Origin of the sequence: Nonomuraea sp. NPDC059007 (assembly GCF_042740555.1) — a bacterium.
Taxonomy (GTDB): Bacteria; Actinomycetota; Actinomycetes; order Streptosporangiales; family Streptosporangiaceae; genus Nonomuraea.
Genome location: NZ_JBHYJD010000004.1, coordinates 280,630 through 300,195 on the forward strand (window position 1 = coordinate 280,630; position 19,566 = coordinate 300,195).

Here is a 19,566-nt window from a genome sequence, read left to right on the forward strand (position 1 = left end):
CTCACTCGTGCCATATCGCCTCACGGTGATCGGGACCGGATACCTGGGTGTCACGCATGCCGCGTGCATGGCCGACCTCGGATTCGACGTCCTGGGCCTAGACATCGACGCGGACAAGATCCGCCGCCTCCAGAACGGTGAGCTTCCCATCCACGAACCCGGGCTGGAACCCGTCCTGCGCCGCGGGCTCGAATCCGGCCGGCTGCGCTTCACGACCTCCTACGAGGAGGCCGGAGAGTTCGGCGACGTGCACTTCCTCGCCCTCGGCACGCCGCAGAAGCAGGGCGAGTACGCGGCCGACACCTCCTACCTCGACGCGGCCGTCGAGTCGCTGGCGCCGTACCTCACGCGGGACTGCCTGATCGTCGGCAAGTCGACCGTGCCCGTCGGCACCGCCGCCCGGCTGGCCGACAAGCTGGCCAGGCTCGCGCCGATCGGCGCCCAGGCGGAGCTGGCCTGGAACCCCGAGTTCTTGCGGGAGGGCCACGCCGTACAGGACACGATGCACCCCGACCGCATCGTCGTCGGCGTGCGCTCCGAGCGGGCCGAGAAGATCCTGCGCGAGGTTTACGAACCGCTGGGCGAAGTGCCCATGGTCGTCACCGACTTCGCCACCTCCGAGCTGGTCAAGGCCGCCGCGAACTCGTTCCTCGCCACCAAGATCTCCTTCATCAACGCGATGGCCGAGGTCTGCGAGGCGGCCCACGCGGACGTCCAGCAGCTGGCGACCGCGCTCTCCTACGACGACCGGATCGGCGGCAAGTTCCTCAACGCCGGGCTCGGGTTCGGCGGCGGCTGCCTGCCCAAGGACATCCGCGCGTTCATGGCCCGCGCGGGCGAGCTGGGCGCCGACCAGGCGCTGACGTTCCTGCGGGAGGTCGACGCGATCAACATGCGGCGCCGGGCCCGCATGGTGGACCTGGCGCGCGAACTGGCCGGCGGCTCGTTCCGCGGCTGCACGGTCGGCGTGCTGGGCGCCGCGTTCAAGCCCAACTCCGACGACATCCGCGACTCCCCCGCGCTCGACGTCGCGGTCACGATCGGCGAGCAGGGCGGCGCCGTCACCGTCTACGACCCGATCGCCCTCGACAACGCCCGCAAGGCCCACCCCGAGCTCAACTACGGCACCTCGGCCGTGGACGCCGTCCGTGGGGCGCATGTCGTCCTGTTGCTCACGGAATGGCAGGAGTTCGTGGACCTCGACCCCGAAGCCCTCGGCACGGTGGTCGCGGAGCGCAAGATCGTCGACGGCCGCAACGCCCTCAACGCCACCGCCTGGCGCGCCGCCGCCTGGCACTACCGCGCACTCGGCCGTCCCTGACTTCCCCTCTATCCGTTACGGCCAGCCCCCGACCCACGCCACCCGCCGACGCGGGCTGACGCAGGTCGGGGGGATCGCTTCTCACGTCGGACGTGGTCCCCACCGCAACGGCCATCCATAGACCACCTGGACCGGAAACCCCTGGCACGAGGCGTTGGTTCAGGTGGTCGTCAGGCTCGTGATGAAGCGTTCGGCCTCGTCCTCGCCCATTCCGGTTTCGCCGCGTACCAGGTAGATCGCCTGTTGGCGGTGGCCTTCCGCGACCAGGTTGCGGACCCGGCCCGCCAGGTCGCCCGTGGGGCGGCGGGACAGCGACGGGCGCATGCCGGCGAAGGCCGGGTGGTCGGTGAGCCGGCGGCGACCCGCGGCCACGTCCTCCACCAGGTCCTTGGCCTCCTTCAGGCCGAGCCGGGTGCGCTCACGGACGATCTTGATGGCCTGGATGGTCTTTCCCTGCTGCAGCAGGGAAAGGACTTCCCGCTCGGTGTCCGCGGCCGAGTGGAGTGAGGGAGGCGGTGGTTTCTGTTCGCCCCGGCGCCGCCCGGCCAGCGTCACCAGGCTCACGCCCACCGCGGCCGCCACCACGCCGAGGATCAGCAGTATCTCCATCAGCCCGAGTCCCATGCCCCGCATGATATTCACGGCCGGACGCGATGACACCCTTCGGAGATCAGCTCGTGCGCCTGGGCGTGAATCGCAGGCCGGAGTGCAGTCCCGCCGGACGGCCGCCGGTGGCGGGGAGGGCGGCCAGCAGGGCTCCCCTGCCGATGACGCCGGAGAAGACGGACGCGTCCATGCCTTCCGGCGCGTAGAGGCCGGGGGCGAGGCTGCGGTAGGTGACCGGCGGGGCGGCGCCGGCCGGGACCCCGCAGGCCTCGTAGGTGGTGCGATGGTCGTCGTCGTAGGGCTCGAAGTGGTTGGTGACCCGCAGCGCGTCGTCGTCGACCTCGACCACGACGCGGCTCTGGAACGAACCGTACTCGCCGGCCAGCTCGGGACCGGGACGCTCGGGCGGGCCGCCGAAGGGCGGGGTCACCGCGCGCCCGGTCACCTCTTCGATCACGGCGATGTGCAACTGGTCCTGGAGCAGGACGTTGGCCGGGCCGGTGCCGAAGCTGGTGATGACCGTGTCGTACTCCGGCAGGATCGTGAAGGCCGAGTTGCCGCCCGGTGAGGTGCCGCCGTGGAAGGCGGCGGTGGTTCCGGCGATGGGCTCGAGCCACCAGCCGAGCCCGATGGGCGGCGCCTGCGGAATGCCCAGGTCGAAGGTCGGGGTCAGCATGGCCTTCACCGAATCGGCTTCGAGCACGCGGGTGCCGTTCTGGGCGATGCCGGCGTTCAGATGCATGCGGCCGAACGCGAGCATGTCCGCGACGGTGACGATCGGCGTCCCGCCCGCGGCCCCGATCGATTCGGGGACGCTGAACAGCGACGTCGCGCGCAGGGCCATCGTCTCCATGTCGAAGAAGGCGCCGACGGCCGTGCGGCGCAGGAACGCCTGGGTCTGGACGGCGGTGGCGTCCCGCATTCCGCACGGCTCGAACAGGTCGCGCCGGATCGCCACCTCGTACGGCAGGCCGGTCTGCTCCTCGATGATGCGACCGGCGAGCACGAATCCCGGGTTCGAGTAGTGAATGCACGTGCCCGGCTCGAACAGGACGTTCACGTTCCGCAGATGCTCCACGTAGTCCCGGTGGGCGTCCCTGCCGCGCACCGCGCTGGGCACGAGCCCGTCGGCGTCGATGCCGTTGGTGTGGTTGACCAGCATCCGCACGGTGATCCGGTCGGCCGCCGCCGGATCGCGCAGGCTGAACTCGGGCACGTACCGCCGCACCGGCGCGTCCAGGTCGACGGAGCCGCGCTCGACGAGCTGGAGCAGCATCGTCGTGGTGAGGACCTTGCCGACCGAGCCGAGCAGCCACGCGGTGTCCTCGGTGAACGGCTGGTCCGTGTTGAGGTTGGCGGTTCCCCGCGCGAGCGTGAGCCGCTCGCCGCCCACGGAGACGCCGATGACGGCACCCGCCACCGCGCCGCCGGCCAGCGTCTCCCGAAGCGTCTCGTCAAGACGCCGCCGAATCGATTCCATCGTTTCAGTCCCCCTAATCGTACACAGTACCAAGTCTTCGTACCTTGTACGATTAACGTATGGGTACGCTGTACGAGATGTCAACTCAGGACCAGAACCAGCCGCGGACGCCCCTCTGGGCCCGTCCCGGCCCCGCCGTGCGGCAACCCCGGTTCACGCGGGAGCAGATCGCGAAGGCGGCGATCGCGATCGCCGACGCGGAGGGGTTCGCGGCGCTGTCCATGCGGCGGCTCGCCGACGAGCTCGGCGCGGGCACGATGACCCTGTACCACTACGTGCCGAGCAAGCAGGACCTGCTCGCGCTGATGAACGACGAGATCCTGGGCGAGCTGGCCGGCCCCGACACGGGCCCCGGCACAGGACCCGACGCGGGCCCCGGCACAGGACCCGGCACCGGCTGGCGCGATGCCCTCGCCCGCTTCGGGCGGGGCCTGCGCGCGATCTCCGAGCACCGCCCCTGGGTGATCACGGTCCTGGGCAGCAAGGACATCGGCCCGAACGGCATGCGCGCCCTTGAGCGGGTCCTCGCCTCGCTGGCCGGCACGCCCTTCGACGCCGCGGAGAAGCTGGAGCTGATCGCGCTCATCAGCTATTACGTGGCCGGCTACACCACGCAGGCGGCCCCGGCCGAGCAGCCCGGCGAGGAGTGGATCAACGGCGTCGCCGCCTTCGTCACCTCACGCCTGGAAACCGGGGAGTTCCCGCACATCCAGCAACTCCTGGACGGTGGTGACGCCGAAGCCTTCGTCCGCAGGCTGGACACGCAGACGGCCGGCGACGAACAGTTCGAACGCGGGCTCACCCGGATCCTCGACGGAATCGAGGCCGAGCTCGGACGACGTTGGCCCGCCCGCGACACTTCGTGATCTCATGGCAGGTGAGCCGATTCCTACGCGGAGGGCGATGCCGTGAAACCCGGTCCGATTCTCGCGATCGTCGCTGGAGTGCTCGTCAACGTCGGTGTGGTCCTCGTCGTCGTCTACGCGATGGTGATCGGCGCCGCGTCCTCCAGGCTCCCCTGGAAGCCCGTCAGCGAGCCGTTCGCGTTGCGGCCGGTTCTCGACCTGCGGCCCGCGCCCTGCGCCGCCGGCTGGATCGCCGGCCAGGACAACACCGCCTGCTACCAGCTCGACCAGGCCACCGAGGTCACCGCCGAGAAGGCGACGGCGAGCTTCGGGCCATCGGGGCAGTGGGTCATCCAGGTCACGCTGAACGAGGCCGACGGCCGCGAGTTCACGGCGCTGACGGAGAAGGTCCATCAGCTTCCGCAGCCGCGTAACCAGCTCGCGATCGTCATCGGCGGCAAGGTGATCAGCGCGCCGGCCGTCCTGGAGCCGATTCCCGGACGGGTGCTGGAGATCACCGGCGGGTTCGACAAGAAGACCGCCGAGGAACTTGCCGCGCGGCTGGGCGGCGGCTGAGCCGCCTAGGACAGCTCAGCGGCCTCGGCGCGCAGCTTCTCGCCCTTCGCGTACGCCTGCTGCTTCAGGTCCTCCTGGAAGGTCACCATGCGCTGCCTGAGCGTGTCGTCGGAGGTGGCCAGGATGCGGACGGCCAGCAGCCCGGCGTTGCGGGCGCCGCCGATCGCGACCGTGGCGACCGGCACCCCGGCCGGCATCTGGACGATGGACAGCAGGGAGTCCATGCCGTCCAGGTACTTCAGCGGCACCGGCACCCCGATCACCGGCAGCGGGGTCACCGAGGCGAGCATCCCGGGCAGGTGGGCCGCGCCGCCGGCGCCGGCGATGATGACGCGGATGCCGCGCGCGTCGGCCTGCCGGCCGTACTCGATCATCTCGGTGGGCATGCGGTGCGCGGAGACCACGTCGGCCTCGAAGGGGACGTCGAACTCCGCGACCGCCTCGGCGGCCGCCTTCATCACGGGCCAGTCGGAGTCGCTGCCCATCACGATGCCGATCATGTGTACTCCCCTGTCGTGAGGTGGACGGCGGCGTGGCGGGCGCGGGCCCGTACCTCGTCGAGGTCCTTGCCGAGGGCGGTCACGTGACCGATCTTGCGGCCGGGACGCACGTCCTTGCCGTAGAAGTGGACCTTGACGGCGGGGTCGTGGGCCATCACGTGTTCGTAGCGTCTGAAGAGGTCGGGGTCGTCGCCGCCGAGCAGGTTGGCCATGACCACGTACGGCGCGGTCATGGCCGGCGAGCCGAGCGGCAGGTCGAGGACGGCGCGCAGGTGCTGTTCGAACTGTGAGGTCAGCGCGCCCTCGATGGTCCAGTGGCCGCTGTTGTGGGGGCGCATGGCCAGCTCGTTGACGACCAGGCCGTGCTCGGTCTCGAACATCTCGACGGCCAGCAGGCCGGTCACGCCCAGCTCGTGGGCGATCTTCAGGGCGATGCGCTGGGCCTGGGCGGCGTCCTCCGGGTCGAGCATCGGGGCGGGGGCGATGACCTCGACGCAGATGCCGTCCTCCTGGACGGTCTCCACCACGGGATAGCTGACGCCCTGGCCGTGGGGCGAGCGGGCCACCAGCACGGCCAGCTCCCGCTCGAACGGCACGAAGGCCTCGGCCATCAGCGGAATCCCGCTCTGGAACGCCTCCCTGACCTGGGTGGCGTCCCGGCACACCCAGACGCCGCGCCCGTCGTAGCCGCCCCTGACCGCCTTCAGCACGACCGGCCAGCCGTGCTCGGCGGCGAACCGCTCGACCTCACCCGGGTCGGCCACCCGCGACCACGCGGGGCACGGCGCGCCGATCTCGGTGAGCCGCTCGCGCATGACCGCTTTGTCCTGCGCGTGCACGAGCGCGTCAGCACCGGGGTGTACGGCGTGCCCGTCTGCGGCCAGTTCCCTGATGTGCTCGGTGGGCACGTGCTCGTGGTCGAAGGTGATCGCGTCACAGCCCTTGGCGAACTCGCGCAGCTCGCTCAGGTCGCGGTAGTCACCGACGCGGGTGTCGACGATCACGCGGGCCGCGCTCTCGTCGAGCGCGTTGGCCAGTACGCGCAGTTCGACACCGAGCGCGATCGCGGGCTGCTGCGTCATCCTGGCCAGCTGACCGGCGCCGACGACACCGACGACCGGCCCGATGGGGCGGTAAGAGGGGCTGCTCACGTGCCCAGAGCATACCGTCGCCCACCGTCACGGCCGTACGTCGGCCAGGTCCCTGCGCGATCCCACGGTCCGCACCTTGTTGTCGGGCGTCAGCTCGCTGACCAGGCTGACGATCTCGACGGCGCTCAGCCTGTCCAGGCCGCTCTTGCCGGTGAAGGCGCGCAGGTCGGCCTTGCCGTACAGGGGATGGGCGTCGCCGCGCTGGTGGAAGGTCAGCCGCAGCGTGTGGAAGACCAGCATCGACCCGCCGGCCGTCCCGATCGTGCGCGGCGTGTCGAGGAGTTCCACGTCGACGGTCAGCCGGTCGGGACGCACCCGGGCGGGCTTGGCGGCGAGTTCGTCGCGCAGCTTGCGCACCGGGTCCGCCTCGGGGAAGCGTACTCCCGACAGCCCGGCGGGGTCGGTGAGGAACGTCAGGTGACGTTGCGGCACGAGCCGAGCCCGCCGCACGATGGCCGGATCAGGCGCGCCACCCGAAGAGCCACCCGGAGTGGCGCCGGGCGGGGTGGCGCCGGGTGGAGTGGTGTCGGGTGGGTTGCCGGTGATGGGGACGGGGCCGAAGCCGAGGCGCCACCCGTCGCCCGCGTGGACGAAGACGAAGTAGGCGGGCTCCGGCTCGGTGGCCAGGGCGGCGAACCATCCGCCCTCCTCCGGCAGCAGGAAGGCCGGTTCGGAGTAGGCCGTGCGGGCCGGAGCTGGGCGGCCGTTCCGGGTCGCCGCGCAGGCACGGCCGCCCAGCGTCTTCTCCACCCAGGTGGTCGCGGCGGCCACGGCGGCGCAGTCGCGCTCGCGCCACGCCTCGTCGAGGCCGGCGAGCGAGGCGAAGGTCCGCGCGGCGGTGGCCTCGTCGATCCGCTGGGCGGTGGACGGTGTTTCCGAGGGCGGACCGGCGGCCGGCGGAGGACTCGTGCCGCCGCAACCGGCCGTCGCCATGGACAGACCGGCGAGCAGGGCGATCAGTTGACGCGGCAAGGAGGAGTCCCTGAGGTCATGGCCGTCCGGGGTCATGTCCCCGAGCTGAACCGCACACTAGTGCCCCAGAAATGCAAATACCCGTCATAGGACGATATTTGTAGACCCCTAATTTGGTGCGTGGTTGATGATTCATGTTGAGGCTAGGGGTTCGCCCCCGGACCTGGACCGGTACCCTGGGAGCGACGTTGCCGGATATGCGCAGTGGATCGGAAAGGACCGAGGACGAGACGTGGAGTTTGTGAAGCGCCTCTACCAGCGGTTCGCCACCCTGGTTCACGAGCTGGCCAAGTTCGGCACGATCGGCGCGCTCGCCTTCGTCGTCGACGTCGTCGCCCTCAACCTGTTCCGGCAGGGCTTCGGCCCGCTGACCTCGCTGGTGTTCGCCACGATCATCTCCACCACGTTCGCCTACGTGGGCAACCGCTGGTGGACCTTCCGGCACCGCGAGCAGAGCGGCCTCGGCCGCGAATACTTCCTGTTCTTCCTGTTCAACGGCATCGCCCTGCTGATCAGGCTGCTGGTGACCGGCTTCACCACGTACACGCTGGGCCTGCACGACCTGCTGAGCTACAACATCGCCAACGTCATCGGCGTCGGCCTCGGCACCCTGTTCCGCTTCTGGTCTTACAAGCGCTGGGTGTTCCTGGAGGCCACGGAGCCGATCCCCGCCGAGCTGCCCGAGGTCGAGACCCGGCAGCGGTAGCTCAGGCGGGGCCGGTCACCACCCGGCTCGGGCGCTTCTCCTCCGCCGGGCGCAGGAACAACGAGAACACCGCGGGGCGGCGCCGTACGAGCTCCAGCCTTCCACCGTCGGCGGCGGCCAGCGCGCGGGCGAGCGTCAGCCCGAGACCGGTGCCGCCACCCCCGCTGACGTTGCGCTCGAACACCCGGCCGGCCAGGTCGTCGGCGATGCCGGGGCCCTCGTCGGCCACCTCGATGACCACGTAGTTGTCGCTGCGGCTGGTCGAGACCTTGACGGTGCCGCCGCCGTGACGCAGGGAGTTCTCCAGGAGCGAGGCGACGACCTGGCCGAGCCCGCCGGTGGTGCCCAGCGCCTCCAGGCCACGCTCGCCTTCGAGCAGCAGGTCGCGCCCGCTGCCGCGGAAGACCGGCGCCCACTCGGTGACCTGCTGGACGAGCACGTCGTCCACGGTGATGGGCTCGGCCTGGGAGTGGCGCTGCCTGCGGGCGGCGGCGAGCAGTTCGTCGATCACCGCGGTGAGCCGCTCGGCCTGCACGATGGCGGCGTCGCCCTCCTCGCGCACGACCTCGGGGTGGTCGGCCGCGGCCACGATCTCTTCCAAGCGCATGGTCAGCCCAGTCAGGGGCGTGCGCAGCTGGTGGGAGGCGTCTGTGGCGAACTCCCGCTCGCGGGTGAGCAGGTCGGAGATCCGGGTGGCGCTGCGGTCGAGGACCTCCGCCACCCGGTCGAGTTCGGGTATGCCGTACCGGTGTTTGCTGGGCCGGGCGTCACCTGAGCCCAGCCGTTCGGCGATCTTGGCAAGGTCCTGGAGGGGGAGCGTCAACCTGCGGGACTGGACGATGGCCAGCCCCACGGCGACGGCCAGAGCCGCGACGGCCAGAGCCACGATGAGCAACAGGCGTGCGCGCACGTCCTGCTCCACCTGGTCCTTGTCGCGGCTCACCCGGACGTAGATGCCGCTTTCCGACTGGGCGTCCTCCGTCATCTGGTGACCGGACGGCGGCGGCGCGCCGACGATGGTCGCCTTGGGGGGGTTGCCCCGCTCGTAGATCTGGATATATCGCTCTGGATACTTCTGCTCCAGCTGCTGGGGGTCGAGAGGCGTGTCCTGGATGCGAGCGTATTCGACCTCACCCACCAGCCGCGTCGCCTCCGCCCTGAGCTCCTGGGAAGCCTCGTCGACGATCAGGCGGCTGACCACGAGGCCCAAGGGGACCCCGAGTAGCAGAACCGCGATGACGGCGACGAGCAGGGTGGAGGAGAGCAGGCGGCGGCGCATCGCCTACTCGCGTTCGAAGCGGAAGCCGACTCCCCGGACGGTGGTGATGTATCGGGGCTTGGCGGCGTCGTCGCCCAGCTTGCGGCGCAGCCAGGAGATGTGCATGTCGAGGGTCTTGGTGGAACCCCACCAGTTGGTGTCCCAGACCTCCCGCATGATCTGCTCCCGGGTGACGACCTTTCCGGCGTCACGCACCAGTACACGCAGCAGGTCGAACTCCTTGGTGGTCAGGTGCAGCTCCTTGTCGCCCATCCAGGCTCGGCGGGAGTCGGCGTCGATGCGGACGCCCTGCACGACCGGGGTCTCCGAGGTGCCGCGGCGCAGCAGCGCCCGCACCCTGGCCAGCAGCTCCGCCAGGCGGAACGGCTTGGTGACGTAGTCGTCGGCGCCGGCGTCGAGTCCGACGACGGTGTCCACCTCGTCGACGCGTGCGGTCAGGATCAGCACCGGCGTGCCGTGGCCTTCGGCCCGGATCCGGCGAGCGACCTCCAAGCCGTCCATTTCCGGTAGTCCGAGATCGAGAACTATGAGATCGATGCCGCCCGACAGGGCCCTCTCCAGGGCCTGCGGGCCGTCGGGACTCACCTCAACCTGATAACCCTCGCGACGCAGGGCGCGCGCGAGCGGCTCGGAGATCGAGGTGTCATCCTCGGCGAGAAGTACGCAGGTCATGAAGCGATCGTAGGACCTTAGGCGATCGTTTCCCGGGCACAGCGCGCGGTTTGACTTGTCGTTGACCTATCCATTGACCTGGGCAAACGATGATATACGTTGGTTATTGGCGATTTACCCACCCGGCCAAACACCCCCATGCTCCTCTCCGCCCAACCAGCCTGTGTGTCATCGGCGTGTCGCGGCTTCGCCGTACGAGAAGAGAAACGCCCGCCGGAACCCCGGCGGGCGCTTGGTGAATCCTCTAGCTGGCGGACGGCGGCTCCGCGTAGCGGGCGAGGTAAAGCTGCTCGCCCAGCGACTGGATCAGAGCGAGCTCCGTCTCCAGGTAGTCGATGTGGTGCTCCTCGTCGGCGAGGATGTCCTCGAAGACGCGCGCGGAGGTCGCGTCACCCTTTTCCCGCATGAGCAGGATCGCCGGCCGAAGCCGCTTCACCACCGACAACTCGACGTCCAGGTCCGCCTTGAGCTGCTCTTCGACCGTCTGCCCGATGTGCAGCGTGCCCAGCCGCTGGTAGTTGGGCAGGCCCTCCAGGAAGAGGATGCGGTCGGTAAGGCGCTCGGCGTGCCGCATCTCGTCGATCGACTCGGCGCGCGTGTGCTCGGCGAGCTTGGTGTAACCCCAGTTCTCCTGCATTTTGGCGTGCAGGAAATACTGGTTGATCGCGGTGAGCTCGGCGGTGAGCTGCTCATTGAGCAGCTCGATGATCTGCTTGTCGCCCTGCATGGACGGGCCCCTCGTGCTAAGCGGTCGTCAGTTCTTCAGACCGCTTCAGGATCGCACAGATCTTACGCACGCAAGATGCACAGTCGCCGCCGGCGCCTGTGGTGTCGCGGATCTGCCGCACACTCTTGGCGCCGGACGCGATGCAGTCGTGGACCTCATTTTCGGTCACAGCACGACAAACGCATACGTACATCCGGGGGCAGCCTCTCGCAGGACATAAGGTTAGGCAGGCCTAAGATACCTCACTTCGGTAAGGCTTGCCTATGTTAGGCGTGCCACACGGACACTACCTACCAGAGAGGACATTCCCCCTAGGGGGTATGTTTCAGTGACCCCGCTTGATCCACTCCTCCAGATGCGGGGCCTCAGCGCCGATCGAGGTCGAGTCGCCGTGGCCGGTGTGGACGCGGGTTTCCGCAGGTAGCGTCAGCAACCGCTCCTTGATCGACTCGACGATCGTCTCGAAGGAGGAGTACGACCTGCCGGTCGCGCCAGGACCTCCGTTGAAGAGCGTGTCGCCGCTGAACAGCGCGGTGAGCTCGGGCGCGTAGAGGCAGACCGCTCCCGGCGAGTGGCCGGGGGTGTGGATCACCCGCAGCTCGATCCCGCCGACCTCCAGCTTGTCGCCGTCGCTCAACGGCTCGTACGTCACGGAGTCGCCGTAGACCTGCTCCCACAGCACCTGGTCGGCCGGATGCAGCATGATCGGCGCGTTCAGCTCGGCCGCGGCGTTGATGTGGTCGTTGTGGGCATGCGTGCAGACGATCGCCTTGATCCGCCGGCCGCCCACGCGCTCGGCGATGGCCGCCGCGGAGTGCGCCGCGTCGATGACGATCACCTCGCGGGCGTCGCCGACCAGCCAGACGTTGTTGTCGACCTCCCAGGTCCCGCCGTCCAGCGAGAACGTCCCCGAAGTGATCACTTTGTCGATCATGCGTTGTCTCCTAGGCAGGCGGGCGGAACGGTCACAGCACCACCACCGACCGCAGCACCTCACCACGGTGCATCTTGGCGAACGCCTCCTCCACCTGGTCCAGCGCGATCTCCTCCGAGACGAACTTGTCCAGCGGCAGCCGGTTCTGCAGGAACAGGTCGACGAGCATGGGGAAGTCACGGGAGGGCAGGCAGTCGCCGTACCAGGAGGACTTGAGCGCGCCGCCGCGGCCGAAGACGTCGAGCAGCGGCAGTTCCAGCGTCATCTCCGGCGTCGGCACGCCGACCAGCACGACGGTGCCGGCCAGGTCGCGGGCGTAGAAGGCCTGCTTGTAGGTCTCGGGACGGCCGACGGCCTCGATCACGACGTCGGCGCCGTTGCCGCCGGTCAGCTCGCGGATCGCCTCGACGGGGTCCTGCGAGCGGGAGTTGACGGTGTGGGTGGCGCCGAAGCCCTTGGCCCACTCCAGCTTGCGGTCGTCCACGTCAACGGCGATGATCGTCCCCGCTCCGGCCAGCGAGGAGCCCAGGACGGCCGCGTCACCGACGCCGCCGCAGCCGATCACGGCCACGCTGTCACCCCTGCCGACGCCGCCGGTGTTGATCGCGGCGCCGATGCCGGCCATGACGCCACAGCCCAGCAGCCCGGCCACCTGCGCGGGCGCCTCGGCCGAGACCTTGGTGCACTGACCGGCGGCGACCAGCGTCTTCTGCAGGAACGCGCCGATGCCCAGGGCGGGCGAAAGTTCGGTGCCGTCGGCCAGCGTCATCTTCTGCTTGGCGTTGTGGGTGGCGAAGCAGTACCAGGGGCGGCCGCGCAGGCAGGCGCGGCACTGGCCGCACACCGCGCGCCAGTTGAGGATCACGAAGTCGCCCGGCTCCAGCCCGGTGACGCCCTCGCCGACCGCCTCGACGGTGCCGGCGGCCTCGTGCCCGAGCAGGAACGGGAAGTCGTCGTTGATGCCGCCCTCCCGGTAGTGGAGGTCGGTGTGGCAGACACCGCACGCCTGCACGTTCACCACCGCCTCGCCGGGACCCGGGTCCGGCACCAGCACGGTCTCGACGGAAACTTCCTGGCCCTTGCCTCTGGCGATGACGCCACTGACTTCGTACGGCATGCCAGTCATCTTGCTTTCAAGAGGAAGATCTTCGCAAGACATAGGGCTGCACCACGCCGAGCCCCCGAGCAGGGCGACGCCGGATCCTGAGCACGTCAAGGCCCGGCTGCCCGGCGAGCTCGGCGGCCAGGCCCGCGTCCACGACGATCGTGCCGGGCCGGGCGATGGCGGTGAGGCGGGCGGCGAGGTTCACGGTGGTGCCGAAGACGTCGCCCATCATCTGCAGCACCGGCCCGTAGGCCAGGCCGATGCGCAGTTCGTCCGCCTCGGCCAGCTCAAGCGCGATCCGCGCGGCCACCCCCGCGGACGGCGCGCTGAACAGCACCTCGTCGCCGAGCGTCTTGACCAGCCGGGCGCCGTGGGCGGCCACCACGTCCGCCGCCCGCGCCTCGAAGCCCTCCACCAGCGCCGCGAGCTGCCGTTCGTCGAGGTCGCGGGCGCGCCGGGTGAAGGAGACCAGGTCGGCGAAGCCCACCGCGATGTTGACCTTGGCCCGCTCGGTCTCTTCGCTGATGTCGGCCAGCGCGAGCATCCTGGTGCCCGCGGCGGCCAGCTGCGCCCGCCAGACGTGCACGAGCACGTACTCGAAGTCGGGCAGCAGGTTCTGGGCGGTCTCCAGCACCGCCGCCAGCTCGCTGTCGCTCGCCTCGGCGTCCTGGGGCAGCATCGCGCCGACCATGATCTCGGCCTGCCACTGCGCCAGCCTGGCGGTGGTACGGCCGAGCGCGCGGGTCATGCGCAGCACGGTCTGCTCGTCGAGCAGGCCGCTGTCCAGCATGGTGCGCACCCGCCCGAGCGCGGCCACGTCGGCGTCGCTGAAGGCCACCGCGTCGTCGGACAGCGTGGCGAAGCCGAGCGCGCGCCAGATCCGCTCGGCCAGCTCCTGGGAGACCCCCGACTTGGCCGCCACCTCGGCGCGCGTGTAGCGGGCGGGCGTGCCGACCAGCAGCCGCTCGATCTCCTCGGCCGTGGGCCGGCCCGGTGTCTCCACGCCCGCGGGCTACTTGCCGTCGACCTCGCCGTCGGAGACGTCCTCGACGGCGCGGAACAGGTCGGCTCGGACGTCCTGGATCTGCGGGATGTCACGCAGCGCGAGCTGCCCCTGGTCGCTGGCCGACTCCACGGTCAGCGTGCCGCAGCCCAGGATGCGCTCGGCGAACGACTGGTCGGAGCTGACCGAGTTGACCTTGGTCAGCGGGATCTCGTCCGTCGACTTGTTCAGCACGCCGGTGCTGATCGTGAAGCGGTGGGTGGTCAGGACGTAGCCGGTGTTCTTCCACTGCAGGTACGGGATGAACGACCAGATCGTCAGCAGCAGGATCGCGACGACACCGATCGCGAGCCTGCCGTAGGTGGCGTACTGCCAGTCGCCGGGCACGAAGTAGATCGCGACCCCGGAGGCGATGACGATGAGCACCAGCGCGGCGAAGGGCCCGATCAGCCGCTTCCAGTGCGGGTTGAAGGCCCGGATGCGGCGCTCGCCCTGCGTCAAGTGGTGGTCTGGGAGAGTCATGCGGAAATCGTGCCACTCTACGGTGCCGGTCGCACGTGAACCACGTCACCCGCGCTCAACGTGTGACCCTTGCCGCCGGCCTCGACCTGCAGATGGCCGTTCGGGTCGACGCCGGTGGCCACGCCTTCCAGGACGCGCTCGCCGGGCAGTTCGACCCTGATGCGGCGGCCGATCGTCGCGCAGGACGCCTGGTAGGCGGCGCGCAGCCCGCAGGCGTCCGCGTCGCCGTCCGCCTCGGTCCATTCGCGGTAGTGGCTTTCCAGCTCGCGCAGGATCGCCCTGATCAGCGGGTCGCGGTCGACGCAGGCGGCCTGCTCGACGGCGAGCGAGGTGGCGGTCTCGACGGGCAGTTCGGCCGGCTGGAGCGAGACGTTGAGCCCCATCCCGATCACCACCGCGTCGTCGATCCGCTCGGCCAGCACCCCGGCCAGCTTGCGCTCGCCGATCAGCAGGTCGTTGGGCCACTTGAGCCGGACGTCCACCTCGGCCAGGCGGCGCACCGCGGAGGCGGCGGCCACGCCGAACAGCAACGGCAGCCAGCCGTGCCGGACCTGCGCGACCCTCGGGCGCAGCAGGACGGAGAACGTCAGGCCGGAGCGCGCGGGCGCGTTCCACACCCGGCCCAGGCGGCCGCGGCCGGCGAGCTGGGTCTCGGCGACGAGCACGGCGCCCTGCTCGGCGCCGGCGCGGGCGGCCTGGGTCAGGTCAGCGTTGGTGGAGCCGGTGCTGTCGACGACGGTGATGCCGGTCCACAGGCCGCCGGGCCGTACCAGAGCGCGGTTGAGCGCGCCCTGGGACAGAGGCGGGCGATCGAGGTCGGAGTAACGCGAGTCAGCCACGTCCACCATCTTCCTACGGCCTGGTCCCCGGCTCCGCGCGGAGGGGAGAATGGAGAGATGAGCAAGCTTCTTGACCCGCGTAACTGGGCGTCTTGGCGGCCGTTCGGCATCGGCCTGCGCAAGCCCAACAACTACCTGGAGTTGTGGAAGGCGTTCAAGTCGGTCAAGGGCAACAGGCGCTACGCCTGGCGCATTCTCAACCAGGGAACCTGCGACGGCTGCGCGCTCGGGACCCAGGGCATGCGCGACTGGACGATGGACGAGATCCACCTGTGCAACATCCGGCTGCGCCTGCTGCCGCTCAACACGATGCCGGCGCTGAAGTACAAGGCGCTCAAGGACGTCTCCGGGCTGCATGGGAGGAAGAGCGCGGAGTTGCGGGAGCTGGGGCGGCTGCCGTACCCGATGATCAGGAGGGCGGGCGAGGCGGGATTCACGCGCGTTTCGTGGGACGAGGCGCTGGAGGTGGCGGCGCGGCACCTGCGCGAGGCGCGCTTCGGCGTTTACCTGACCAGCCGCGGCGTGCCCAACGAGAACTACTTCGCGGCGCAGAAGGCGGTGCGCGCGATGGGCAGCAACAACGTCGACAACGCCGCGCGCATCTGCCACTCGCCCTCGACGGTGGCGTTGAAGCAGACGATCGGCGCGGCGGCCACGACCTGCTCCTACACCGACTGGATCGGCTCCGACCTGATCGTGTTCATCGGGTCCAACCCGTCCAACAACCAGCCGGTGGCGATGAAGTACCTCTACCACGCCAAGAAGGCCGGGACCCGGATCGCGATGGTCAACGCCTATCGCGAGCCGGGCATGGACAAGTACTGGGTGCCGTCCAACGCGGAGTCCGCGGTGTTCGGCACGAAGATCACCGACGAGTTCTTCGGCGTCAACGTGGGCGGCGACATCGGCTTCCTCAACGGGGTGCTCAAGCACCTGATCGAGAAGGGCTGGGTGGACGAGGAGTTCGTCCGCGCGCGCACGAAGGGCTTCGACGAGGTACGGCAGGCCGTCGCCGCCCAGTCGTGGGAGTCGCTCGAAGCGCTGTCCGGCTCCAGTAGGGCCGAGATGCTGCGCATGGCGGAGCTGCTGGGCAGGGCCCGCTCGGCGGTGCTGGTGTGGTCGATGGGCATCACGCAGCACGCGTTCGGCGAGGACAACGTGCGCTCGATCGTGAACCTGGCGCTGGCGCGCGGGTTCGTGGGGCGTGACAACTGCGGGCTGATGCCGATCCGGGGCCACAGCGGGGTGCAGGGCGGGGCGGAGATGGGCGCGTACGCGACGGGTCTGCCGGGTGGCCTGCCGATCAATCCATCCAATGCCACGAAATTTACCGACATGTGGGGCTTCGAGGTGCCCAGCTCCCCCGGGCTCACCGCGACCGAGATGATCGACGCCGCGCACGCGGGCGAGCTGGACGCGCTGATCTCCTCCGGCGGCAACTTCCTTGAGGTGCTGCCCGATCCGGCCTACTGCCGCGAGGCGCTGTCACGGCTGAAGCTGCGGGTGCACGTGGACATCGTGCTGTCCTCGCAGATGCTGGTGCCGAGCGCGGGCGACGTGCTGCTGCTGCCGGCCCAGACCCGCTACGAGATGGTCGGCGGCGTGACCGAGACCTCCACCGAGCGCCGCATCATCTTCTCGCCCGAGGTGGAGGGCCCGCGGATCGGCGAGGCGTGGCCGGAGTGGAAGATCTTCACCGAGCTGGCCGCCCGCGTCCGCCCGGAAATTTCCGGAAAAATCACCTATACCGGTACGCCCGGCATCCGCGAGGACATCGAGCGGGCCGTCCCCTTCTACGCCGGAATCGCGCGCCTGCGGGTGTTCGGCGACAACGTCCAGTACGGCGGCCGCCACCTGTTCGCCGACGGCCGTTTCCAGACCGCCGACGGCCTGGCCGCCTTCTCCCCGGTCACGCCGCCCTCGCCGGAGCGCCCCGACGGGTCGTTCATGGTGGCCACGCGGCGCGGCAAGCAGTTCAACAGCATGGTCCACGAACGCCGCGACGGCTTCAACGGCGCGATGCGCGAGGCCGTGCTCATGAGCGCCTACGACGCCGACCGGCTCGGCCTGCCCGACGGCGCGCCCGTGGAACTCACTTCTTTGGGTGAGCGGCCGCGCACCTACCGGGGCAAGGTGCTGCGGGCGCCGCTCATGCCGGGCAACCTGCAGATCCACTGGCCGGAGGGCAACGTGCTGCTCGACGAGTCCCGCCGCTCCCCCGACGCCAAGATCCCCGACTACAACGCCCTCGTCACGGTGAAGCAGCTGTGAGCGAGCGCCCTGGGCCCACGACGCGCGTACGGATCCGGGAGATCACCGGGTCCGCCGCCCGGGACCGCCGCGACGACCTGGCCACCGAGGAGCCCCTGGAGATCCGCCTGCGGTCCGGCGGGGAGCGCAGGACCGCCGCGATCACCATGCGCACGCCGGGGCACGACTTCGAGCTGGCCGCCGGGTTCCTGCACGGCGAGGGGATCGCGGGGCCCGGCGAGATCGCGGCGATCGGCTACTGCACCGACGAGGACGTGCTGCCCGAGGCCCGCTACAACGTCGTCACGGTCCGGCTGCACACGCCGATCCCCGATCTGCCCGCGCTCGAACGCCACTTCCTCACCTCAAGCGCGTGCGGGATCTGCGGCTCGGCCAGCCTCGACGCGCTGCGGCACCGCTGCTCGCCGGTCGCGCCGCCGGAGCTGGGGCTGACTCAGGAGGTGCTGTACGGCCTGCCGTACCGGCTGCGCGAGTCGCAGGGGGTCTTCGGCAAGACCGGCGGCCTGCACGCGGCGGGCCTGTTCACGGCGGGCGGCGAGCTGGTGGCCACCCGCGAGGACGTGGGCCGGCACAACGCCGTGGACAAGCTGGTCGGCTGGGCGGGGCTGCGCGGTGAGCTGCCGCTGGCGGCGAACGTCCTGATGGTCAGCGGCCGGGCCAGCTACGAGATCATGCAGAAGGCGCTGGCCGCCGGCATCCCCGTGGTGTGCGCGGTCTCGGCGCCGTCGTCGCTGGCGGTGGACCTGGCGAGGGAGTTCGGCATGACGCTCGTGGGCTTCCTGCGCGGCGAGCGCTGCAACGTCTACGCGGGGGCGGAGCGCATCAAGGTCGCCTAAGTGTGGAACAAAGCATTCCGTTCTGATAGAGTTCTCATCAGAACGGAACGCTTCGCTTCCCGAAGGAGACCTCCCATGGCCGAGATCCGCCCCTACCGCATCGACGTCCCCCAGGCCGACCTCGACGACCTGAAGGCCCGCCTGGCCAGGACCCGCTTCACCGACGAACTCCCCGACGCCGGCGAGGACTACGGCGTGAGCGCCGGCCGGGTCCGCCGCATGGTCGAGCACCTGCGCGACGTGTTCGACTGGCGCGCGCTGGAGGCCAGGCTCAACGCCCATCCCCAGTTCACGACCGAGATCGACGGCCAGAACGTGCACTTCTTCCACATCCGCTCCGCCAAGGAGGACGCGCTCCCGCTGGTCCTGACCCACGGCTGGCCGGGCACCGCCCTGGAGTACGTCGAGGTGATCGAGCCGCTGTCGCGCGACTTCCACCTGGTCATCCCGTCCGTGCCCGGATTCGGCTTCTCGGGTCCGACCACGGAGCGCGGCTGGAACGCCGCCCGTGTCGCGGGCGCCTGGGCGGAGCTGATGAAGCGCCTGGGCTACGACCGCTACGGCGCCGTGGGCAACGACGGCGGCTCGATCGTCACGCCGTACATCGGCAGGCTCGACCCCGAGCACGCCGTCGCCCTGCACGTCACCCAGATCTTCTCCTTCCCCTCCGGCGACCCGGCCGAGTTCGAGGGGCTGAGCGAGGAGGACATGGGCAGGGTCCAGTTCTTGCAGAGCTTCTGGGAGACCATGGGCGCCTTCAACACGATGCAGTCCCAGGCCCCGCAGACCCTCGCGCACGCCCTCGCCGACTCCCCCGCCGGCCTGCTCGGCTGGATGGGCCAGCTCATGGGCGAAGAACTCGGCATCGACTGGGCGGTGAGCAACATCGCCGTCCACTGGCTGTACGGCACCGCCGCCTCCTCGGCCCGCTTCTACTACGAGAACGCCAAGCTGGAGCAGCCCGCCGAGCCGACCACCGTGCCGATCGGGCTGGCCAACTTCGCCAACGACTTCCAGTCGATCAGGCGCTTCGCCGAGCGCGACCACACGAACATCGCCCAGTGGAACTTCTACGACGTCGGCGGGCACTACGCCGCGCACGAGGTTCCGGAGGTGTTCGCGCAGGATGTGCGCGATTTCTTCGCGCGGTGGAACGCGGAATGAACCTTTCCGCATAGGGCCGTAGCGTCAGCGCTACGGCCCTTTCGCATGAGGGAGGGC

21 protein-coding genes are annotated in these 19,566 nt (G+C 69.9%); 7 read left to right on the forward strand and 14 right to left on the reverse strand.

The genetic code is table 11. The features are described 5' to 3' along the window. The first annotated feature begins 7 nt into the window (after positions 1 to 7). Complete coding sequence (locus ACFWY5_RS08650; RefSeq protein WP_379630953.1) at positions 8 to 1,321, forward strand: UDP-glucose dehydrogenase family protein; 1,314 nt, start codon at positions 8 to 10, stop codon at positions 1,319 to 1,321. Positions 1,322 to 1,480: 159 nt separating this feature from the next. On the opposite strand, the gene ACFWY5_RS08655 is transcribed toward ACFWY5_RS08650, so the two are convergent. Beyond that, positions 1,481 to 1,945 carry a ribosomal protein L7/L12 gene (locus ACFWY5_RS08655; protein WP_379630954.1) on the reverse strand — a complete coding sequence of 155 codons (465 nt, stop codon included), beginning with the start codon at positions 1,943 to 1,945 and terminating at the stop codon, positions 1,481 to 1,483. A 46-nt stretch (positions 1,946 to 1,991) separates the two neighbouring features. Next, on the reverse strand, positions 1,992 to 3,407 hold the full coding sequence (locus tag ACFWY5_RS08660) for a serine hydrolase domain-containing protein (protein ID WP_379630955.1): 1,416 nt from the start codon (positions 3,405 to 3,407) through the stop codon (positions 1,992 to 1,994). A gap of 77 nt (positions 3,408 to 3,484) precedes the next feature. On the opposite strand from ACFWY5_RS08660, the gene ACFWY5_RS08665 reads away from it, so the two are divergent. Beyond that, positions 3,485 to 4,273, forward strand: coding sequence for a TetR/AcrR family transcriptional regulator (locus ACFWY5_RS08665; protein WP_379630956.1), 789 nt, complete (start codon positions 3,485 to 3,487; stop codon positions 4,271 to 4,273). A 42-nt stretch (positions 4,274 to 4,315) separates the two neighbouring features. Further along, positions 4,316 to 4,828 (forward strand): hypothetical protein, encoded by a 513-nt coding sequence (locus ACFWY5_RS08670; RefSeq protein WP_379630957.1) that lies wholly within the window; start codon positions 4,316 to 4,318, stop codon positions 4,826 to 4,828. Between the two features lie 5 nt (positions 4,829 to 4,833). On the opposite strand, the gene purE is transcribed toward ACFWY5_RS08670, so the two are convergent. From purE to ACFWY5_RS08685, 3 genes are read right to left on the reverse strand one after another with little or no spacing between them, the layout of a single operon-like run. After that, the gene (purE, locus tag ACFWY5_RS08675) at positions 4,834 to 5,328 is read right to left on the reverse strand and encodes a 5-(carboxyamino)imidazole ribonucleotide mutase (protein WP_379609935.1); all 495 of its coding nucleotides are present in this window, start codon (positions 5,326 to 5,328) and stop codon (positions 4,834 to 4,836) included. Further along, positions 5,325 to 6,479 carry a 5-(carboxyamino)imidazole ribonucleotide synthase gene (locus tag ACFWY5_RS08680; RefSeq protein ID WP_379609936.1) on the reverse strand — a complete coding sequence of 385 codons (1,155 nt, stop codon included), beginning with the start codon at positions 6,477 to 6,479 and terminating at the stop codon, positions 5,325 to 5,327. The genes purE and ACFWY5_RS08680 overlap by 4 nt, the downstream gene beginning before the upstream one ends. 27 nt (positions 6,480 to 6,506) lie before the next feature. Continuing rightward, positions 6,507 to 7,451: a hypothetical protein gene (locus ACFWY5_RS08685; RefSeq protein WP_379630958.1), complete on the reverse strand. Its 945-nt coding sequence runs from the start codon at positions 7,449 to 7,451 to the stop codon at positions 6,507 to 6,509. Positions 7,452 to 7,683: 232 nt separating this feature from the next. Here ACFWY5_RS08685 and ACFWY5_RS08690 point away from each other — a divergent pair, with 232 nt between their 5' ends. Further along, positions 7,684 to 8,157 (forward strand): GtrA family protein, encoded by a 474-nt coding sequence (locus tag ACFWY5_RS08690; protein ID WP_379630959.1) that lies wholly within the window; start codon positions 7,684 to 7,686, stop codon positions 8,155 to 8,157. 1 nt (position 8,158) lies between these two features. Here the strand turns inward: ACFWY5_RS08690 and ACFWY5_RS08695 are convergent, their stop codons facing one another. The 9 genes from ACFWY5_RS08695 to ACFWY5_RS08735 all read right to left on the reverse strand — a co-directional run bounded on the left by ACFWY5_RS08695 (position 8,159) and on the right by ACFWY5_RS08735 (position 15,247). Then, a complete protein-coding gene (locus ACFWY5_RS08695; RefSeq protein ID WP_379609939.1) occupies positions 8,159 to 9,436 on the reverse strand; it encodes an ATP-binding protein in 1,278 nt (425 codons plus the stop codon). Between the two features lie 3 nt (positions 9,437 to 9,439). Next, positions 9,440 to 10,108, reverse strand: a complete 669-nt coding sequence (locus ACFWY5_RS08700) for a response regulator transcription factor (RefSeq protein WP_012888073.1) — start codon at positions 10,106 to 10,108, stop codon at positions 9,440 to 9,442. 244 nt (positions 10,109 to 10,352) lie between these two features. After that, positions 10,353 to 10,835 (reverse strand): bacterioferritin, encoded by a 483-nt coding sequence (bfr, locus tag ACFWY5_RS08705; protein WP_379609940.1) that lies wholly within the window; start codon positions 10,833 to 10,835, stop codon positions 10,353 to 10,355. 16 nt (positions 10,836 to 10,851) lie between these two features. Next, the gene (locus ACFWY5_RS08710; RefSeq protein WP_184957801.1) at positions 10,852 to 11,028 is read right to left on the reverse strand and encodes a bacterioferritin-associated ferredoxin; all 177 of its coding nucleotides are present in this window, start codon (positions 11,026 to 11,028) and stop codon (positions 10,852 to 10,854) included. A 132-nt stretch (positions 11,029 to 11,160) separates the two neighbouring features. Beyond that, the gene (locus tag ACFWY5_RS08715; protein WP_379609941.1) at positions 11,161 to 11,769 is read right to left on the reverse strand and encodes an MBL fold metallo-hydrolase; all 609 of its coding nucleotides are present in this window, start codon (positions 11,767 to 11,769) and stop codon (positions 11,161 to 11,163) included. 31 nt (positions 11,770 to 11,800) lie between these two features. Next, on the reverse strand, positions 11,801 to 12,886 hold the full coding sequence (locus ACFWY5_RS08720) for an S-(hydroxymethyl)mycothiol dehydrogenase (RefSeq protein WP_379609942.1): 1,086 nt from the start codon (positions 12,884 to 12,886) through the stop codon (positions 11,801 to 11,803). A 16-nt stretch (positions 12,887 to 12,902) separates the two neighbouring features. Beyond that, positions 12,903 to 13,877, reverse strand: a complete 975-nt coding sequence (locus ACFWY5_RS08725; protein ID WP_379609943.1) for an adenylate cyclase regulatory domain-containing protein — start codon at positions 13,875 to 13,877, stop codon at positions 12,903 to 12,905. Between the two features lie 9 nt (positions 13,878 to 13,886). Further along, the gene (locus ACFWY5_RS08730) at positions 13,887 to 14,399 is read right to left on the reverse strand and encodes a PH domain-containing protein (RefSeq protein ID WP_379609944.1); all 513 of its coding nucleotides are present in this window, start codon (positions 14,397 to 14,399) and stop codon (positions 13,887 to 13,889) included. A gap of 17 nt (positions 14,400 to 14,416) precedes the next feature. Next, on the reverse strand, positions 14,417 to 15,247 hold the full coding sequence (locus ACFWY5_RS08735; protein ID WP_379630960.1) for a biotin--[acetyl-CoA-carboxylase] ligase: 831 nt from the start codon (positions 15,245 to 15,247) through the stop codon (positions 14,417 to 14,419). A 48-nt stretch (positions 15,248 to 15,295) separates the two neighbouring features. On the opposite strand from ACFWY5_RS08735, the gene ACFWY5_RS08740 reads away from it, so the two are divergent. The 3 genes from ACFWY5_RS08740 (at position 15,296) to ACFWY5_RS08750 (ending at position 19,509) form a co-directional block, all read left to right on the forward strand. Next, entirely contained in the window at positions 15,296 to 17,509 is a 2,214-nt protein-coding gene (locus ACFWY5_RS08740) for an FdhF/YdeP family oxidoreductase (protein ID WP_379630961.1), read from the forward strand. Then, on the forward strand, positions 17,506 to 18,345 hold the full coding sequence (fdhD, locus tag ACFWY5_RS08745; RefSeq protein WP_379609947.1) for a formate dehydrogenase accessory sulfurtransferase FdhD: 840 nt from the start codon (positions 17,506 to 17,508) through the stop codon (positions 18,343 to 18,345). The genes ACFWY5_RS08740 and fdhD overlap by 4 nt, the downstream gene beginning before the upstream one ends. 75 nt (positions 18,346 to 18,420) lie before the next feature. Beyond that, positions 18,421 to 19,509, forward strand: a complete 1,089-nt coding sequence (locus ACFWY5_RS08750; protein WP_379630962.1) for an epoxide hydrolase family protein — start codon at positions 18,421 to 18,423, stop codon at positions 19,507 to 19,509. Positions 19,510 to 19,566 lie beyond the last annotated feature (57 nt).

Bases quoted from the DNA above. Each gene is read 5' to 3' on its own strand.
- ACFWY5_RS08655 (WP_379630954.1), bottom strand. From the start codon at position 1,945: ATGGGACTCGGGCTGATGGAGATACTGCTGATCCTCGGCGTGGTGGCG.
- ACFWY5_RS08660 (WP_379630955.1), bottom strand. From the start codon at position 3,407: ATGGAATCGATTCGGCGGCGTCTTGACGAGACGCTTCGGGAGACGCTG.
- ACFWY5_RS08665 (WP_379630956.1), top strand. From the start codon at position 3,485: ATGTCAACTCAGGACCAGAACCAGCCGCGGACGCCCCTCTGGGCCCGT.
- purE (WP_379609935.1), bottom strand. From the start codon at position 5,328: ATGATCGGCATCGTGATGGGCAGCGACTCCGACTGGCCCGTGATGAAG.
- ACFWY5_RS08695 (WP_379609939.1), bottom strand. From the start codon at position 9,436: ATGCGCCGCCGCCTGCTCTCCTCCACCCTGCTCGTCGCCGTCATCGCG.
- ACFWY5_RS08700 (WP_012888073.1), bottom strand. From the start codon at position 10,108: ATGACCTGCGTACTTCTCGCCGAGGATGACACCTCGATCTCCGAGCCG.
- bfr (WP_379609940.1), bottom strand. From the start codon at position 10,835: ATGCAGGGCGACAAGCAGATCATCGAGCTGCTCAATGAGCAGCTCACC.
- ACFWY5_RS08710 (WP_184957801.1), bottom strand. From the start codon at position 11,028: ATGTACGTATGCGTTTGTCGTGCTGTGACCGAAAATGAGGTCCACGAC.
- ACFWY5_RS08715 (WP_379609941.1), bottom strand. From the start codon at position 11,769: ATGATCGACAAAGTGATCACTTCGGGGACGTTCTCGCTGGACGGCGGG.
- ACFWY5_RS08720 (WP_379609942.1), bottom strand. From the start codon at position 12,886: ATGCCGTACGAAGTCAGTGGCGTCATCGCCAGAGGCAAGGGCCAGGAA.
- ACFWY5_RS08730 (WP_379609944.1), bottom strand. From the start codon at position 14,399: ATGACTCTCCCAGACCACCACTTGACGCAGGGCGAGCGCCGCATCCGG.
- ACFWY5_RS08735 (WP_379630960.1), bottom strand. From the start codon at position 15,247: ATGGTGGACGTGGCTGACTCGCGTTACTCCGACCTCGATCGCCCGCCT.
- ACFWY5_RS08740 (WP_379630961.1), top strand. From the start codon at position 15,296: ATGAGCAAGCTTCTTGACCCGCGTAACTGGGCGTCTTGGCGGCCGTTC.
- ACFWY5_RS08750 (WP_379630962.1), top strand. From the start codon at position 18,421: ATGGCCGAGATCCGCCCCTACCGCATCGACGTCCCCCAGGCCGACCTC.